The organism is Frisingicoccus sp. (assembly GCF_048388605.1).
GTDB lineage: Bacteria > Bacillota > Clostridia > Lachnospirales > Lachnospiraceae > Frisingicoccus.
In genome coordinates this window covers 12,709-29,638 of record NZ_DBGCTU010000034.1, presented here as the reverse complement: position 1 = coordinate 29,638, position 16,930 = coordinate 12,709, and the positions used below count along the sequence as shown (strand labels likewise).

The following is a 16,930-nucleotide window of genomic DNA, read 5'->3' as shown; positions in this document are numbered from 1 at the left end:
GTCAATCCATGTTGGCGTATCAGATAGGACAGTAAAATGGAGCCAACTTGTTTTTTTGGAGAGGGTATAGTAGAATAGAGGAAACTATTACAGAATTTTTGATGTGATATTTGTCGGGGCTTTAAGAAAATAATCGGGAAGGAAAATGTTCTATGGTGAAAAAGATAATTATCGGGATTCTTGCGGTTGCCGGGGGAATTCTTCTTGTTTTTGGAATGATCGTCGGCTTTTTTCTTGTTTCTGATTTTAAACAGGAGGACAAGCTGGAGGCAGAGATAGAGGGATTTTGGGAAATGACATATAAGCTTGAAACGCTGGACTATGAAGAAGTTTATGCGCGGGCCGACCGGGTAGTTACCAAGGGGGATTATGCCCTTGTGGAAAAAGCCATGAAGGCTTATATATGGGATATTTTTGAGAATAATGTCGAAATTCTGAGCCTTTTGGCGGATGAAAATATATCGAATGTCCTTTCTTCGGAAAATTATGCGGCGGACGGCCCGGATTTCCCGAAGACAAAAGAATATATCCGCCGTATGAGAAGCGAATTCCAGGAATGTAAGCGGGAACATAAAGACCTTGCGGCGGAGGATAGGATGATGTCCTACATTGAAAAATATGATCTGGACAGTTATTATCTTGATTTTTACAGGGAACGGATGGATATTGTGCGAACCTGGGATTCCGACGGGGAATTTGAGGGCCAGATAGATATCCTGCTGGACTGGATGGACAGCTTTGAGGCCGTGATAAGTTTTCTGGAGGAAAATAAAGGAAAATGGGAGATTGTGAATGATTATCTTACCTTTGAGAGTGACGAATTGACGGAGCAGTATGAAATGCTCATCGACGGTATTTTTGAGGATGAGACGCCGGAGGAGGATGTTGAGGAATCCTATGAAGTTCCTCTGGATGAAGAGGGAACAGGCTTTATTCAGTTATAATATGATGCACAGAAAGACGGGAGAACGGGATGGCAAAGAACAGAATTTTAATTGTTGAGGATGAAGAGGCAATTGCAAAAATGATTGCTATGAATCTGGAGGTTTCAAATTATAATACGCGGATTTATTATAACGGCCTGGATGCTGAAAACGGGCTGGTGCAGGATCATGATTATGACTTAGCCCTTTTGGATGTGATGGTTCCGGGGAAAAACGGATTTGAACTGCTTGAGGATATGAAAAAATATGATATACCGGTCATTTTTCTCACAGCGAAGGATGATCTTGGCTCAAAAATCCAGGGACTGAAGGGCGGAGCGGAGGACTACATTGTAAAGCCTTTTGAGATACTGGAATTGCTTGTCCGCATGGAAAAGGTGCTGGAGCGGGCCAATAAGCTGAGCCATACGATTAAGATTTTGAATATGGAGATCAATTTTGAAGAACATTCGGTGAAACAGGATGGCCGGGAGGTTCTATTAAAACCAAAGGAATTTGAGCTTCTGAGTGTTCTGGCAAAAAATAAGAACATTGCCATTTCCAGAGAAAATCTTCTGCGCATGGTTTGGGGAATTGAGTATATGGGGGAAACCCGGACAGTAGATGTGCATATCGGACAGCTGCGTAAAAAACTCGGTCTGGCGGACCATATTAAGACCATATCCAAAATGGGATATCGTCTGGAGGAATAACTATGAAATTAAGGACAAGAATTTTGTGGATCAGCTGTATTGCCCTTTTGGCGGCGTCTTTGCTTGCGGATGTCCTGATTTTGAGAGTTACCGGGAAAAGCCTCAGAAATGAAGCGATGATTCAGGCGTATCAGGATTTTTACGGGGTTGTTAATGAATTAGAGAAGGGACTGGAGAAGGGAGTTGCCCCGGAGACAAAGGCAGTTTACCTCCAGTATTTTTTTAAGAACCTGAAAAAAGACAGAAATCCCCAATATCAAAATATCCTGTGCTTTTTGAAGACCGGGAGTGAGGAAGAAGGGTATGATGTTCAGGAAATTTATAATCACACGTCCCTTTCTTTAGAGGAACTTTCAGGGATGGTATATACCAGTCACAGTAAATATAATATAGGTTATGCAGATTATTCCCGGGGAAGAGGGGATTATGTGGTCTTTAATACTTATGTTCAGAGTGACATCATTCTGTATTGTATGGTGTCGATGGAGGGTATGAAGGACAGTATACATCAACTTACCGGTTATATTCTGGCGATCACTTTAGGAATTACGGCTGTAACCATGCTGATTTTGTATGTTGTATTAAAACATATTCTTCAGCCGCTTCAGGAATTGAATGAGACGACAAAGCGGTTGGCCGAGGGAAACTATGATCAGAGAGTGGTTGTCCGGCGAAAGGATGAAATTGGAGAGCTGGAGGAGAGTTTTAATAAAATGGCGGAGGCTGTGGAGACGAGTACACGGGATCTGGAGGAGTCTGAACACCGGAAAACTTTGTTCATGGGAAATTTGACTCATGAGTTAAAAACACCGATGACAGCCATGTCGGGTTACGCCCAGACATTGCTTTCAACCAAACTCAGCCCGGAAAATCAGGAAACGGCTCTTCTCTATATTTATGAAGAGTGCGGCCGTCTGGAACGGCTGTCCAAAAAGATGATGGTACTTCTGGAGTTGGACCGGGAAACCGAGCTGATTTTGACGGACACGCCGGTGGAGAAACTGTTTGAAGCGGCATCTGCTGCCTGCCGGGTGATTTTAGAGGAAAAACAGATAACCCTGGAATGTATTCAGCAGGGAGAACACTTCCCGATGGACCTGGATTTAATGACGGATGTGCTGATCAATCTGATCGACAATGGAGTGAAAGCCAGCGAGCCGGGCGGGAAAATCATTCTCCGGGCTTATGAACACTGCATTGAAGTTCAGGATTTCGGACAGGGAATTCCGGCGGATGAGCAGGAAAAAATCATGGAACCCTTCTATATGGTGGATAAATCCAGAAGCCGGAAGAGCGGCGGCGCCGGTCTTGGCCTTGCCCTGACGGCCCTGATCGCCAAACGTCATCATATAACGATACGGATTGACAGCAAAGAAGGGGAAGGCACCCGGATGATTTTACAATTTGTGAATTGCCTTTGACATTTTCGGTATATTTGGTATAATATACTTAACAAGGGAGCCGGAAGGTGAGCGTGTATCACCCGACCCGGCGAAATTTAATAGTTGCTATAAGAATAGCCGTTCCTAAACTTTGACGAGAGCAGGACGGCTATTTCTTATGTGTATAGTTCAGAATGGCTACAATTAGCAAGGCAACGCTTACAATCAGGCTTAATTCCTCATATGTACTCATAATGATCACCACCCTCCGTAAGGTCTCGGATTGGGTGAGAGCACGTCCCCCGGTTCCCCAGGTAAATATATTATTATTTCACATCTATAATAGCAGATATAATTTACAATTTGTTTAAAAAACGATGAATACTTGATGTAGGAACTCATGTTAGGATAGTATCATACAAATCCTGATATGGGTTCTTTTACATATAAAGCGGAAGGAGAAATGAGTAATGAAAATTCGTGCGAAAAGGTATACACGCATTGCTGTCTGCATAGTGGCTGCGGCGATGCTGCTTTCGGGGTGTCAGAAAAATCCGGATTCCTCGATGGTTGTCAATAAAGATATGGATCATTTGATTGAGGAAGCAAAAAAAGAAGGGGAGAGCGCGGTGAATATGGAGAATATCGCCGGGGCTTATGAAACTTATCAGACAACGCTTTCCGATGACTCTCTCGGTGTTTCGGTAAATGTGAACGCGAAGGTAGATATTCCTCAGGCAGAGCAAATGTCTGTGTTCCGGGTTCAGCAAAAGAGGATCAGTCAGGAGTTTTTGGATAAGGTGCTTGCAGAGCTGACCGCCGGAGAAACCTTATATGATGCCGGAGTGACGCTGGGCGTGAAGACGCGAAGTGAAATCGAGGAAGAACTCAGATATTGTAAAGCCGAGTTGGAGACGGTGAGAAACAGTGATCAATCGGATAAGGATGGATATATTGAAGAATATCAGCAGTATATTGACGAACTGCAGGAGGATTATGAGAATGCGCCGGAGCAGCCGGTGTGGGAAGGCAATGAATCTGACGGACTCCTTCATTCGACAGCGGAAATGACGGAAAAGGCCGGCGGCGAGGATTTCTATGGATGGGAATATAGTTTGAATCAAAACGGTGAGATTTTTTATGCAGCCAATAACGGGGCTAATGACAACTATATTTCAATCACTGCCCAGAATAATGACGAGCGGGGCAATAAGCTGAGTTATCGGCGGGGAAGGCACGGATATGACTTTACATCAGTAGCAATCGTGGAGATAACAGCGCTGGATGACATTGTCAGCGGCGTATGGCCGGCGGATGAAGATCGGTCGCAGGATTATGCGGAACAGATGCTGGGCGGAGAAGTGTCCTTTGTTGAATATACGGATGAGCCGACAACCATTTCCGAGGAAGAAGCACGGACAAAGGCAGATGATTTAATGCAGAAGCTGGGGCTGAGCGATACTTATCAGTGGTATGAGGGCGGCCTGTATTCTGAGATTCCGGATATTCGAAAGGGCGGAGATGGAGAACCGGGATATCGAAAGCTCTACATCTTCCGCTATATGCGCAGTACAAATGGTGTGTTTACAACCTTTGATTCGACAGGCAAGCATGAAGAGGGATGGAACGGCGATGATTATGTGAAGAAGGACTGGCCGCTTGAATGTATTGAAATTCGGGTGAATGATTCGGGCATTGTAGGATTTGATTATAATGCGCCCCTGGAAGTCACGGAAACCGTTGTGGAAAACTCAAATATGAAAAGCTTTGACGAGGTCAGGGGTACTTTTGAGCAGATGGTGATGATTGCCAATGCAAAAACGGATTCAGAGGTGGATGGCAATGTGGCTATCGAAATCGACCGGGTTGTCCTTGGTTATGCGAGAATCAGTGAAGCAGACAGTTATGATACGGGGCTGATGGTACCGGTTTGGGATTTTCAGGGAAAAGTGACAGATGAGTACGGCATGGAATATAAGGGTGGCATTATGACAATTAACGCCATTGACGGTTCAGTGATCGACAGGAGTCTGGGATATTAAATATGAACAGTTTCGAAACGGATGTGGGGCGGGCCATTTGCTCCGGGGGTTTTATTGTGGGTGTTCTGCTGGAAATCGGAATATTATTTGCAGCGGGTTTTGATTCAGATATTTTTCGGATGACTGTCCCGGTTTTATGTACGCTGCCCTATTCAACGGCCTGGCTGGCAGATTATCAGAGCGGCTTTATCAAAGCTTATCTGCCCCGGACCGGGGTGGCGTCCTATATATTCGGGAAATTTTTTGCCAGCGGTCTGAGCGGTGGCGCGGTGGAACTTCTGGGAAGCTGGATTTATGTTCTTCTGAAAAATGATGAAAATATTCAGTGGAGTCCCCTTCTGATTTTTGTATCAGGGATGCTCTGGGCAGTTGTGGCAGCCGTCTTGGCTGCTATGTCAGACAGCCGCTACATCGCTTATGGCGGGGCTTTTGTATTTTATTATGTCATGGTTATTTTGCACGAGCGCTATTTCCAGTCGCTTTACTGTTTATATCCTTATGAATGGCTGGCGCCGGAGCACACGTGGATATTTAATGAGTGGGGAATCGTGTTCCTTCTGGCAGGACTTATCCTTGTTCTGCTCTGCGTTTATGACTTGATTCTCAGGAGGTGTATCGAAAGTGTATAGAATTCGGCAGATTTGGCTGGTGGCCATGGCAAATTTCCGGCGGTGGCGGAAAAATCCTCAAATTTGGCTGGCTTTCGCCCTGGGCTTTGTCGTCTGCTTTCTGCTTTCAGATAAGGTGCTTGTTTTTGCAAAAGAGCATGACACGATTGTTCAGATATTGGAGCCGTTTATATGGACTTTCGGTGATGCAACATCGATTCTGGTCATTTCTTTATTGCTTTTGCTGCTGTTTGCTGATATGCCGAATCTGGGAAATGAGGTGCCCCTCTTTCTTGTGCGGATCAACCGCAAAGTCTGGCTTTTGGGACAGATTTTATATCTTGTTCTGGCGACCATGGGGTTTATGTGCTTTATCCTCCTTTCCACCTGTGTGCTGGCGGGAGCAAGAGCCTACACGGCAAACCTCTGGAGTGATACGGCGGCCATACTGGGCTATTCGAGTATCGGAGAAAAAATTGCGGTTCCCGCCTTTGTCAAGGTGCTGGAGCTTTCTTTCCCTTATACATGTATGATACATATTTTCGGTCTGATGGCCGGATATTCGGTGCTGATGGCCAGCCTGATCCTTTATCTGAACCTCTGGAAAGGAAACGGCGGCATGGTGGGCGGCATTATCTTCAGCGGTTTCGGGTTTCTTATGAATCCGGAACTCATCGCAAAAATACTGCATTTATCCCAGGAGCAGAGAAAGACGGCGAACATTGTTTTCGGCTGGATATCGCCGTTGAACCATGCAACCTATTATATGCACAATTTCGGCTATGACAATCTGCCGAAGCTGTGGGTGTCTTACGTTTTTTTTGCATTGGGAAGCCTCGCTTTGTTCGGACTTTCCATCTGGAAGATCAGAAATTATTCCTTTGATTTCACGGGGACACAAAAGTAATTTTCGGGGTGAGAAAATGGAGCAGCAAACAGGAATTATCGTGGAGCATGTCTATAAATCCTTTGGAAAAGAGCATGTCCTGAAGGATGTGAATCTGACGATACCGCCGGGGAAAATTTACGGTGTTGTCGGCAATAACGGCAGTGGAAAAACGGTATTGATGAAATGTATCTGTGGTTTTATGAAGCCGGATTCGGGAAATATTGTTGTCAATGGACAGCGGGTCGGAAAAGACTGTGATTTTCCGGACAGACTGGGTGTTATCATCGAAACGCCGGGATTTCTGCCGAATTTGAGCGGATTTAAGAATTTGAAGATTTTAGCGTCATTGAAAGCCCGGATTGGCAAGGAGGAAATTATAAAAACTCTGAAACAGGTCGGCCTGAATCCAAAGATGAAAAAGCCGGTGTCCAAATACTCCCTCGGAATGCGTCAGCGGCTCGGAATCGCCCAGGCGATTATGGAAGATCCGGGAGTTCTTATATTGGACGAACCCTTTAACGGGCTGGATAAAACAGGAGTTGCACAGATGCGGGAGCTGCTGAAAGATTTAAAAAATCAGGGCAAAGCCATACTTTTAGCCAGCCATAACGTACAGGATATCGAAGAATTGTGCGATGATGTCCATGAAATGGAGGAAAAATGGAAATGAGAATTTTGAAAAAAATTTTTTGGATATTCTGTGCAGTGGGGATACTGGCAGATGCCTTTGTCATGAAGGCCTGGGCGGCCCCGGAGGTTATACCGGAGATTGAGGTTGACGAAGAAAATCTCTATACGGGGATGGATAAAACCTATAAAGACGGATATCGGCCAAGGGTGGAAAATGATACGGCCCATATGGTTGTTCCGCTGGTATATGCCGATTCGGTAAAAAATAATATTTTGAAAGTTTCCTTGAATCTGGGAAACGGTAAAGATATTCCCTTTGTTTCGGATACCTATGAAAAAGAATTTTCTCTCACCCGGGAAAAAATCAACGGCAGCGAGCAAACCGCCGACTGTTATCTGGCGGTTTTTGATCTGAAGCTGAAAGGCGACAGAAAAAACGGTGAGTATCCGGTGATTTTGACGGTGCAGGCGGAAAATGCAGACGGCGGTCCGATACATAAAGAGTTTACAGTCAAAGTGACGATCACGGATGAAAAAACTCCGGCCACTGAGCCGTCCAGCGAAGAGCCGTCAACAGGGGAACCCTCAACAGAGGAACCGACAACAGAACCGTCAACCAAAGATCCAACCAAAGAAGAACCAACCACGGAACCGCCGGCAGAGGAACCGAAGGACGATCTGAATGGTGCAGTTGACGTTACAGGGCCCTCCGGCGGAGGCTCTGGCGGTGCATCTTCCGGCGGCGGAGGCGGTTCGGAAGCGCCCACATTTGCACCGAAGATGATCGTGCAGTCCTGTACCTCTTCAAAAGAAGACATTCAGGCCGGAGATGAAGTGACCCTGGATATTACTTTGCGGAATACAAGCAGTTCGGAATCCGTTCGGAATATGACGGTAACCATCGGTGATGAGGGCGAATCTTTAAACCTTCTCAGTCCGACGGATACTGTTTATGTCGATTCTGTTCCGGCAGGGCAGACTTGCGTGGTGAGTTACAAATATAAGATTCTGGCCTCGGCTGCGCCGGGAGCCTATGGCTTGACGGTGAGTATGGACTATGCAGATTCTAAGGCGGCTTCCCAGTCCGCCAGCGGAAAGATCAAGATGATGGTTGCCCAGGCAGTAAAGATGGAATTTGACACCCCGGTGCTGGATGCGGAAGTACAGGTGGGCGACGTGGTGAATGTCCAGATGCAGGCAATGAATCTTGGCCGGGGAACGGTTTATAATGTGCGGGCAGTCATTGAGGCGGACGGCCTTGCGCCAGAAGGGACGCTTTTTATCGGCAATATTGAGGCGGGAAAAACGGCCTCCGGAAGTACAAAGGTAAATGTTTCCGGTTTATCCGGTGCAAACCTCTATGGCAGAACGGAAGGCACGGTGACCTGCTATTATGAAGATGAAAACGGAAAAGAATATGAGAAAAAAATGGATATCTCAACGACAATCAAAACGCCGTTTTCAAATAAGGAAGAAATGAAAACCGATGATACCGGCCAGTGGTGGACGGTGATGGCTGTGATCGGCGGCATTTTGGTAGTTTTTGTCGTGACTATCGTCCTCAAAAGTATAAAGCGGAACCGGAAGGACGAGGCGGAGGAAGAGAGTGAATGAAGTGGTGGCGTGAATTCTGGAGATTGAGAAAACAAAGTGACAGGGTAAAAGTAATGTTTCTGTTTTTTCTGGCGGGGATTTTCTTTTTGGCGGATGCCATTCATGGCGGAATAGAGGTGTACAGCCTGGTAAAAAGTCCGGCGGAATACGTTGTAAAAAACGGCGCTGCGGATGAACTGACATCTTATCAGATGAATGGTATCGAATCTATTCCGGATACGGGCGCTATAAGCCGGCAGAGAACATCCCAATTGGCATTGAAGGCCCCGGAGGGAGAGATGACGGTGGAATGTCTGGAACTTTCGGAAGACTATCTGATTTTCGCCTATGGAGTTTCGGAGGAGAGCGCGATGAAGACCATTTATCTGAATCAAACCGCCGGTGAACAGCTTTTGCAGGCTTTTCAGAAGACAGAAATCGAAGAAAATTATCAGACGGAATATATACTTGGAGAGCAGGAGGAAACCGGAATGGCGAAAATCCGAGTTCTTTCAGAAAAACTTCCAAATGATACGCCCTTGGCTTTTTGTGCCTCCGACAGTGTTCGGCTTTCCGAAGGCGGAGGGACTGTGCGGGTATTGATGAAACGAAAAGATCTGGATGGAATGAACGACAAGCGGCTGGCTACGCTTGGACTTCAGGTGGTCAACGCCGCCGATATGGAAAAGACCGCCATGCAGCAGGAAATGAAATTTATGCAGATCAAATACGATATGATCGCATTGGCTTTATGCCTGGGGGCGCTGTTTAGCCTGAAAAAATTTACCTTATCGCGCAAAGCCTGATGAAGCGCGCCCGCCCCGTAGGGGCATGTATTACGGTGTGCCCGAAAGGGTATACCCATGCGGGATGAACGCATGGGTGAAAGTTTTATAAAATAGTTATTCCTTTTTTGACATAACAATTTGGTCTATTATCTTTTTTTGCTCAGAAGAGTGTAAAATACTAATGAAGGCATTGGTTTTATCTTTATAATATATTTTTAGTTTCGTATCACTTAATCTCTTAACTTTATAAATATCTGTCCATTTTATACGATTTCCTTGATATTGAATACTGTTTTGGTAAAATACGGTGGGTTGTAAGGCATTTATAAAATACCAAAGCAAAAAGCCGCTTGCTATGATTAAAATCGGTCTGGACTGTTTTAAGGTTAAAATTCTGATTTTTGTGTATGTATTGATATCCATATTAAAATTTATACTGAATAGAATGAATAAAATGATAAGGATAATGTTTATAATGCCTAAAGAAAAAATCACCCTTTTTTGCTCTTCGGACGGTTTAATAATAAGTTCCAAAATGTCTGTAGATTTGTTTTTATTTTTTGCTTTATAATATAGATATACTATATAAAGAATATAAACAAGTGAAATCAAAGCAATCTTAAAGAATTCATGATACATAGTAGTTTTTATTTTCTCCTCAATCATTGTAATGTATTATATAGCAATTTTTATTCCCTATGTTCAAATGGATTGTTTGTGACAACATATTTTAAATGAAGGTAAATTAAAGAGATAAAAATTATACTCATTTTTATGTTACTATAAATCCATTTGATGAGATATTCTGTTGTGATGTTCGGCATATCTGTCACAAAGTTAAAGGCAGATGGGAAAATAGAAGGTAAAATACATTGTCCAATAATTTTGTCTATAATTTGTAAAGCGAAAAAAACAATAAGTAAGTAAATACCAGCTTTTGGAATGAATATGTTTGCAGGTATTGATCTGGATATCATTTTCCACATAATAAAAACAACAAGTGGTACAAATAAAACATCGAATATAAAAGCTGAATAGCCAGATAGATGTTTATTTATACTTAAAGAGATAATATATAATACATTAAAACAAATCATCCATGAGATGAAGGTTTTTACCATTTGGTTGATTTTTATTTTTCTGATAGAGCGTCCCTCCCTTTGATCACTGTTTCTTCGATAAAATTGCAGGTTGAGTAATCATCATCACAGATAGCTATTTTCATAAGTATCACCTCAACATGGATATATATGTCGAAAAAAGGCGCTGGTTTTGCGAGCCAACGCTTTTTAAAGTTATTTATGAATTAATTTCTTTGAAAACACCAACGGTGTACAGCACAGGGAGTATCAGGCCGATAAGGGATGAAATAATGCTTTCCCCGTCGGCGAGATTATTGATGGTGGAAATAGCGGCTAAAACAATCAGGATAATACCTAATGTTTTGCAAAGTCCAAGATTTTCAGCTTTCAGTCCGGCAAATCCGGCGATGAGTCCGAGGATAATACTGATCAGGCTGAAAACCATAAAGAAAGCAGCCAGAGCCACCCCGGCGCCAACGCTGCCTGCGGCGCCGCCGATCAGGACGCCAAGTCCCAGCGAACCGGCAACGACCATAATTCCGCCGATGATGTTAAAAACAATATAGAGAATACTTACGACTTTTAAAAGTGTATTTGGTCTATTCAAATATATCCCCTCCCTTTACCTTTAAGTATAAAGGATGGTCGATATTTGTCAAATGACTCTTATTGAATTTTGCACACGTCAACCCAGGCTTTATAGCCGGAATATTGTTCCAGCTCCAGGATGGTCAGCTTGATGGCGCTGTTGCTGCTTCCGGCGGCCGGATACATATAGTCAAAGCGTTTCATGGATTCATCCAGATAGACTTCGACACCCTCGTTAATGCCGAAAGGGCAGACGCCGCCGACGGCATGTCCGATGCGTTCCACGACCTCATCCGGCGACAGCATTTTTGCCTTTGCGCCGAAGGCGGCTTTATATTTTTTGTTGTCGATTTTGGCGTCCCCGGCTGCCAGGATCAACAGTGTCCGCTCGTCAATTTTAAATGACAGGGATTTGGCGATGCGGGCCGGTTCGCAGGAAAGGGCCTGGGCGGCCAGTTCCACCGTGGCGCTGGATACATCAAATTCCAGAATCCGATTTTCCATATCATATTTTTTAAAGTAAGCTCTTGCACGTTCAATAGACATTTTATTCACACTCCTGATTAAAATTATATTTTTATATGGAAGAAATCCTTTCACAAAGTAGAGTATAGCATAGATAGGAATAATTTTAAAAATAATTTTTGAAACTATTGACAAATGGGAATGATAGTGCTATCTTAGTGAATAGATATTAGCACTCTAGCCAATTGAGTGCTAATAAAACAGAAAGGAGTGGTCTGGTGGAACTGGATGAAAGAAAGATAAAGATCTTAAACAGTATTATTCAAACATACTTGATTACCGGCGAACCGGTGGGTTCCCGGACCATTTCGAAGTATACGGATTTGAATCTCAGTTCGGCAACGATTCGAAATGAGATGTCCGATCTGGAGGATTTGGGATACATTGTTCAGCCCCACACCTCCGCAGGGCGTATTCCTTCAGATAAGGGTTATCGCTTTTATGTGGATAATCTGATGAAGGAAAAGATCGCCGAAGTCGATGAGATGAAAGATGTTCTTATCGAAAAGGCGGATAAGCTGGACCATCTGCTGAAGAATGTGGCGAAGCTTCTGGCAGTGAATACGAATTATGCAACGATGATCTCGGCGCCCCAGTATAAACGGAATAAATTAAAATTTATTCAGCTTTCCAGGGTGGAAGAAAATCAACTGCTTGTCGTAGTCATGCTGGAGGGTAATCTGATCAAGAACCGGCTGATCGAAGTGGATGAGCGGGTCAGCGAGGATGAAGTCGCCAAGCTGAATATTTTGATCAATACATTTCTTCAGGGGTTAAATCTCCAGGAGATCAACATGGAACTGATTCAGCGTATGAAAGCCCAGGCCGAAGGTTACGGCCAGATCATCGGGCATATCATCGATGCGATCGCCGTGGCGATTCAGGAAGAGGATGATTTGGAAATCTATACAAGCGGTGCGACAAATCTTCTGAAATATCCGGAATTGGGCGACAGGGAGAAGGCCAGCGAGCTGCTCTATACGATGGAAGAGAAGAAAGCGCTGAGTGAATTGATCGTTGACCAGGAGGATTCCGGTGAGGAAAATAAAAATCCGATTCAGATTTATATCGGCTCCGAATCTCCGGTAAGCACGATGAAGGATTGCAGCATTGTCACGGCCACCTATGAACTGGAAGAAGGGGTTCAGGGGACGATTGGTATTATCGGGCCGAAGCGGATGGATTATAAAAAGGTTGTTGGTAATCTTCAAACGATGATGAACCAGCTGGATGATATATTTAAGAAAAAGTAAGAGGTGATGTGAAGTGTCAGAACAGGAAAAGATGAATGAAGAAATTCAGGAAGAAGATATAGAAACAACTGCGGAAGAAGCCGCGGAGGCAGAAGCTGCAGAGGACAATAAAGCGGAGGATGAGACATCCGAAGAAAAGGCAGAGGCATCTGAAAAGGAAGAAGCTCCGGAAGAAGAAGCTGAACAGAAGGAAGAAAAGAAAAAAGGCTTTTTCCATAAAGAAAAGAAAGATAAAAAAGATGAAAAAATTGCCGAATTAAATGACCGCCTGATACGTCAGATGGCTGAATTTGATAATTTCCGCAAACGGACGGAAAAGGAAAAACAGCAGATGTACGGCATTGGCGCAGCGGATGTGATTGAAAAACTGCTTCCGGTCGTTGATAATTTCGAGCGGGGACTTGCGGCGATGACGGAAGAGGAAAAGAGTACATCCTTTGCTCAGGGCATTGAGCTTGTTTACAAGCAATTGATGACAACGCTTGAAGGCCTTGGAGTTACAGCCATTGAAGCGGTCGGCGTGGAATTCAATCCGGATTTCCACAATGCCGTGATGCAGGCGCCGAGCGAGGAATATGAATCCGGTATTATAACCCAGGAATTACAGCGGGGTTATTTATATAAAGATAAAGTAGTCCGTCACAGCATGGTGATGGTTGCTGAATAAAAAAAGTCTATTAACAACAATTTAGATATTAGCAGATATTTAGGAGGAAATAATTATGAGTAAGATTATTGGTATTGACTTAGGAACAACAAATTCATGTGTAGCAGTTATGGAAGGCGGCAAACCGGTAGTTATCGCAAACACAGAAGGCGCAAGAACAACACCATCGGTTGTTGCTTTTACGAAAAATGGCGAACGGCTTGTCGGTGAGCCGGCAAAACGTCAGGCTGTAACTAATGCAGATAAGACCATTTCTTCCATTAAGAGACATATGGGTTCTGACTACAGAGTAGCGATTGACGATAAGAAATATTCTCCGCAGGAGATTTCCGCAATGATCCTTCAGAAGATGAAGGCGGACGCAGAAAGCTATCTGGGTGAAAAAGTCACAGAGGCAGTGATCACTGTACCGGCTTACTTTAATGATGCTCAGAGACAGGCAACAAAGGATGCCGGCAAGATCGCAGGTCTTGATGTAAAACGTATTATTAACGAGCCAACCGCAGCAGCTTTGGCTTACGGCCTTGATAATGAAAATGAACAGAAGATCATGGTTTACGATTTGGGCGGCGGCACATTTGATGTTTCCGTTATTGAGATCGGTGACGGCGTTATCGAAGTACTGGCAACATCCGGCGATAACCACCTGGGCGGCGATGATTTTGATAACAAGCTGACTCAGTATATGATCGATGAATTTAAGCGCAATGAAGGCGTTGATCTTTCCGGTGATAAGATGGCTATGCAGCGTTTGAAAGAAGCCGCTGAAAAAGCAAAGAAAGAGCTTTCCAGCGCAGCCAATACAAACATCAACCTGCCTTTCATCACAGCAACGGCAGAAGGTGCAAAACATTTTGAAATGAATCTGACTCGTGCGAAATTCGATGAATTGACAGCAGATCTGGTTGAAAGAACAATCATTCCGGTTCAGAATGCGCTGAGAGATGCAGGCATTACAGCTTCCGAGCTGAGCAAAGTTCTCCTTGTCGGCGGTTCCACACGTATCCCGGCTGTTCAGGATAAAGTAAAACAGCTGACAGGCAAAGAGCCGAGCAAGAACCTGAATCCGGATGAATGTGTTGCCATCGGCGCTTCCATTCAGGGCGGTAAACTGGCCGGTGATGCAGGCGCAGGAGATATCCTTCTTCTTGATGTTACACCGCTGACATTGTCCATCGAAACAATGGGCGGAATCGCAACACACCTGATTGACAGAAATACAACCATTCCAACAAAGAAGAGCCAGATCTTCTCTACAGCGGCAGATAATCAGACAGCCGTAGATATCAACGTTGTACAGGGTGAGCGTCAGTTCGCTAAAGATAATAAGAGCCTCGGCCGCTTCCAGTTAGACGGAATCGCACCGGCTCCGAGAGGAATCCCTCAGATTGAAGTTACTTTCGATATCGATGCCAACGGTATTGTTAATGTATCCGCTAAGGATTTAGGAACAGGAAAAGAACAGCACATCACGATCACAGCCGGTTCCAATATGTCCGATGCCGAGATTGATAAGGCTGTCAAAGAAGCAGCTGAATTCGAAGCTCAGGATAAGAAACGTAAAGAGGGTATCGAAGCAAGAAATGATGCGGATGCTATGGTATTCCAGACAGAAAAAGCTTTGAAAGAGGTTGGCGACAAAGTCAGCGCAGACGACAAAGCAAAGGTTCAGGCTGAAATCGATAACATGAAAGCTCTTCTTGAGAGAACAAATATTGACAACATGTCCGATGCGGATGTGGATGAAATCAAAGCTGCCAAAGAAAAATTGATGGAATCTGCACAGGGCGTATTTACAAAAATGTATGAAGCAGCCGGCGCAGCCGCAGGACAGAATGCAGGACCAAATCCTTCTCAGAATGCAAACGGCAGCTATCAGGCCGACGATGTGGTTGACGCAGATTATAAAGAAGTGTAATATAGACAGAGTTGGGTATAACCAAAGATAGATAAAGAGGCTGTTTCGGCACCGGCATTTTTTCCGGTGTCGGGGCGTCCTCTTTCGCTACGTTATAAAAGAAGGTGATTGGATATGGCAGAGACGAAGAGAGATTACTATGAGGTTCTGGGTGTATCAAAGTCAGCCACAGAGGATGAGTTAAAGAAGGCTTATCGTAAACTGGCTAAAAAGTATCATCCGGATATAAACCCTGGAGATAAAGAGGCAGAGGCAAAATTTAAAGAGGCATCGGAGGCTTATGCGGTATTGAGTGATGCGGAGAAGCGTCGCCAGTATGATCAGTTTGGTCATGCGGCCTTTGAACAGGGCGGCGGCGCCGGAGGATTCGGCGGATTTGATTTTAACGCGGCGGACATGGGTGACATTTTCGGCGATATTTTCGGTGATTTCTTCGGCGGCGGCCGGAGCAGCCGGGGAGGCGCCTATAATGGCCCGATGCAGGGCGCTAACGTAAGAATCAACGTGCGGATATCCTTTATGGAAGCCGTATTTGGTGTTAATAAAAAGTTCGAGATGAATTTAAAAGACGAGTGTCCGCATTGCCATGGAAGCGGCGCCAAACCGGGAACTCAGCCGCAGACCTGCAGCAAGTGCGGCGGCAAGGGACAGGTTGTCTATACACAGCAGTCTCTGTTCGGCATGGTTCGAAATGTTCAGACATGTCCGGACTGTCATGGAACCGGTAAGATTATTAAGGATAAATGTCCGGATTGCGGCGGAACCGGTTACATTCGGAATAAAAAGACGATTGAAGTGTCAATTCCGGCAGGTATCGACAGCGGTCAGAGCGTGCGTATTCGCGGCAAAGGAGAACCCGGAACAAACGGCGGCGCCCGCGGCGATCTGCTTGTCAATGTCACTGTGGATCGCCATCCGATTTTCCGTCGTCAGGAATACGATATTTATTCTACGATGCCGATTTCCTTTGTTCAGGCGGCATTGGGCGGAGAAATCACGATTAAGACAGTGGACGGCGATGTCACCCAGACAATCAAAGCGGGAACCCAGACGGATACGCGGATTCGCCTGAAAGGCAAGGGTGTTCCTACGATCCGTAATAAGAATATCCGTGGTGACCACTATGTCACGCTGGTGGTACAGGTGCCTGAGAAACTCAATAACGAGCAGAGAGAATTACTTCGAAAGTTTGATGATTCTTTAAAAGGAATCCGCCCACAGGAAGATAAATCGGAAAAATCCGAGGAGCCAAAGGGCAAAGAGGGTAAAAAGAAAAAGAGCTTTATGGACAAAGTCAAAGAAGCCTTTGACGATCTGGATGAATAAAAC

Annotated in this window: 16 protein-coding genes; 13 read left to right on the top strand and 3 right to left on the bottom strand. The window is 44.7% G+C overall.

Annotation, left to right across the window (positions count from 1 at the left end; all coding sequences use genetic code 11):
• Positions 1 to 152: 152 nt before the first annotated feature.
• From ACMN7X_RS08605 to ACMN7X_RS08565, 9 genes are all read left to right on the top strand, one after another.
• Positions 153 to 944 (top strand): hypothetical protein, encoded by a 792-nt coding sequence (locus ACMN7X_RS08605; protein ID WP_418747056.1) that lies wholly within the window; start codon positions 153 to 155, stop codon positions 942 to 944.
• 29 nt (positions 945 to 973) lie between these two features.
• The gene (locus ACMN7X_RS08600; protein WP_418747055.1) at positions 974 to 1,636 is read left to right on the top strand and encodes a response regulator transcription factor; all 663 of its coding nucleotides are present in this window, start codon (positions 974 to 976) and stop codon (positions 1,634 to 1,636) included.
• Positions 1,637 to 1,638: 2 nt separating this feature from the next.
• The gene (locus ACMN7X_RS08595) at positions 1,639 to 3,057 is read left to right on the top strand and encodes a sensor histidine kinase (RefSeq protein ID WP_418747054.1); all 1,419 of its coding nucleotides are present in this window, start codon (positions 1,639 to 1,641) and stop codon (positions 3,055 to 3,057) included.
• 431 nt (positions 3,058 to 3,488) lie between these two features.
• Entirely contained in the window at positions 3,489 to 5,060 is a 1,572-nt protein-coding gene (locus ACMN7X_RS08590) for a DUF6034 family protein (protein WP_418747053.1), read from the top strand.
• Between the two features lie 2 nt (positions 5,061 to 5,062).
• On the top strand, positions 5,063 to 5,689 hold the full coding sequence (locus ACMN7X_RS08585) for a hypothetical protein (protein ID WP_418747052.1): 627 nt from the start codon (positions 5,063 to 5,065) through the stop codon (positions 5,687 to 5,689).
• Complete coding sequence (locus ACMN7X_RS08580) at positions 5,682 to 6,575, top strand: hypothetical protein (protein WP_418747051.1); 894 nt, start codon at positions 5,682 to 5,684, stop codon at positions 6,573 to 6,575. Before ACMN7X_RS08585 ends, ACMN7X_RS08580 begins: the two co-directional genes overlap by 8 nt.
• Positions 6,576 to 6,591: 16 nt before the next feature.
• Positions 6,592 to 7,227 (top strand): ABC transporter ATP-binding protein, encoded by a 636-nt coding sequence (locus tag ACMN7X_RS08575; RefSeq protein ID WP_418747050.1) that lies wholly within the window; start codon positions 6,592 to 6,594, stop codon positions 7,225 to 7,227.
• Positions 7,218 to 8,801, top strand: coding sequence for a COG1361 S-layer family protein (locus ACMN7X_RS08570; RefSeq protein WP_418747049.1), 1,584 nt, complete (start codon positions 7,218 to 7,220; stop codon positions 8,799 to 8,801). The genes ACMN7X_RS08575 and ACMN7X_RS08570 overlap by 10 nt, the downstream gene beginning before the upstream one ends.
• A complete protein-coding gene (locus ACMN7X_RS08565) occupies positions 8,798 to 9,586 on the top strand; it encodes a hypothetical protein (protein WP_418747048.1) in 789 nt (262 codons plus the stop codon). The genes ACMN7X_RS08570 and ACMN7X_RS08565 overlap by 4 nt, the downstream gene beginning before the upstream one ends.
• Positions 9,587 to 9,682: 96 nt before the next feature.
• Here ACMN7X_RS08565 and ACMN7X_RS08560 read toward each other — a convergent pair whose 3' ends face one another.
• From ACMN7X_RS08560 to ACMN7X_RS08550, 3 genes are all read right to left on the bottom strand, one after another.
• On the bottom strand, positions 9,683 to 10,207 hold the full coding sequence (locus tag ACMN7X_RS08560; protein ID WP_418747047.1) for a hypothetical protein: 525 nt from the start codon (positions 10,205 to 10,207) through the stop codon (positions 9,683 to 9,685).
• Between the two features lie 660 nt (positions 10,208 to 10,867).
• Positions 10,868 to 11,257: a hypothetical protein gene (locus ACMN7X_RS08555; protein ID WP_418747046.1), complete on the bottom strand. Its 390-nt coding sequence runs from the start codon at positions 11,255 to 11,257 to the stop codon at positions 10,868 to 10,870.
• A gap of 59 nt (positions 11,258 to 11,316) precedes the next feature.
• Positions 11,317 to 11,784: a YbaK/EbsC family protein gene (locus tag ACMN7X_RS08550; protein WP_418747045.1), complete on the bottom strand. Its 468-nt coding sequence runs from the start codon at positions 11,782 to 11,784 to the stop codon at positions 11,317 to 11,319.
• A gap of 197 nt (positions 11,785 to 11,981) precedes the next feature.
• On the opposite strand from ACMN7X_RS08550, the gene hrcA reads away from it, so the two are divergent.
• From hrcA to dnaJ, 4 genes are all read left to right on the top strand, one after another.
• Positions 11,982 to 13,016: a heat-inducible transcriptional repressor HrcA gene (gene hrcA, locus ACMN7X_RS08545; RefSeq protein ID WP_418747044.1), complete on the top strand. Its 1,035-nt coding sequence runs from the start codon at positions 11,982 to 11,984 to the stop codon at positions 13,014 to 13,016.
• 13 nt (positions 13,017 to 13,029) lie between these two features.
• On the top strand, positions 13,030 to 13,683 hold the full coding sequence (gene grpE / locus ACMN7X_RS08540; protein WP_418747043.1) for a nucleotide exchange factor GrpE: 654 nt from the start codon (positions 13,030 to 13,032) through the stop codon (positions 13,681 to 13,683).
• A gap of 55 nt (positions 13,684 to 13,738) precedes the next feature.
• On the top strand, positions 13,739 to 15,601 hold the full coding sequence (gene dnaK / locus ACMN7X_RS08535) for a molecular chaperone DnaK (RefSeq protein ID WP_418747042.1): 1,863 nt from the start codon (positions 13,739 to 13,741) through the stop codon (positions 15,599 to 15,601).
• A gap of 114 nt (positions 15,602 to 15,715) precedes the next feature.
• The gene (gene dnaJ / locus ACMN7X_RS08530; RefSeq protein WP_418747041.1) at positions 15,716 to 16,927 is read left to right on the top strand and encodes a molecular chaperone DnaJ; all 1,212 of its coding nucleotides are present in this window, start codon (positions 15,716 to 15,718) and stop codon (positions 16,925 to 16,927) included.
• The last annotated feature ends 3 nt before the right edge of the window (positions 16,928 to 16,930 follow it).

What these genes read in the sequence shown, in the direction of transcription:
- ACMN7X_RS08605 (WP_418747056.1), top strand. Translation starts at nt 153, where the DNA reads ATGGTGAAAAAGATAATTATCGGGATTCTTGCGGTTGCCGGGGGAATT.
- ACMN7X_RS08600 (WP_418747055.1), top strand. Translation starts at nt 974, where the DNA reads ATGGCAAAGAACAGAATTTTAATTGTTGAGGATGAAGAGGCAATTGCA.
- ACMN7X_RS08595 (WP_418747054.1), top strand. Translation starts at nt 1,639, where the DNA reads ATGAAATTAAGGACAAGAATTTTGTGGATCAGCTGTATTGCCCTTTTG.
- ACMN7X_RS08590 (WP_418747053.1), top strand. Translation starts at nt 3,489, where the DNA reads ATGAAAATTCGTGCGAAAAGGTATACACGCATTGCTGTCTGCATAGTG.
- ACMN7X_RS08585 (WP_418747052.1), top strand. Translation starts at nt 5,063, where the DNA reads ATGAACAGTTTCGAAACGGATGTGGGGCGGGCCATTTGCTCCGGGGGT.
- ACMN7X_RS08575 (WP_418747050.1), top strand. Translation starts at nt 6,592, where the DNA reads ATGGAGCAGCAAACAGGAATTATCGTGGAGCATGTCTATAAATCCTTT.
- ACMN7X_RS08570 (WP_418747049.1), top strand. Translation starts at nt 7,218, where the DNA reads ATGGAAATGAGAATTTTGAAAAAAATTTTTTGGATATTCTGTGCAGTG.
- ACMN7X_RS08565 (WP_418747048.1), top strand. Translation starts at nt 8,798, where the DNA reads ATGAAGTGGTGGCGTGAATTCTGGAGATTGAGAAAACAAAGTGACAGG.
- ACMN7X_RS08560 (WP_418747047.1), bottom strand. Translation starts at nt 10,207, where the DNA reads ATGTATCATGAATTCTTTAAGATTGCTTTGATTTCACTTGTTTATATT.
- ACMN7X_RS08550 (WP_418747045.1), bottom strand. Translation starts at nt 11,784, where the DNA reads ATGTCTATTGAACGTGCAAGAGCTTACTTTAAAAAATATGATATGGAA.
- dnaK (WP_418747042.1), top strand. Translation starts at nt 13,739, where the DNA reads ATGAGTAAGATTATTGGTATTGACTTAGGAACAACAAATTCATGTGTA.
- dnaJ (WP_418747041.1), top strand. Translation starts at nt 15,716, where the DNA reads ATGGCAGAGACGAAGAGAGATTACTATGAGGTTCTGGGTGTATCAAAG.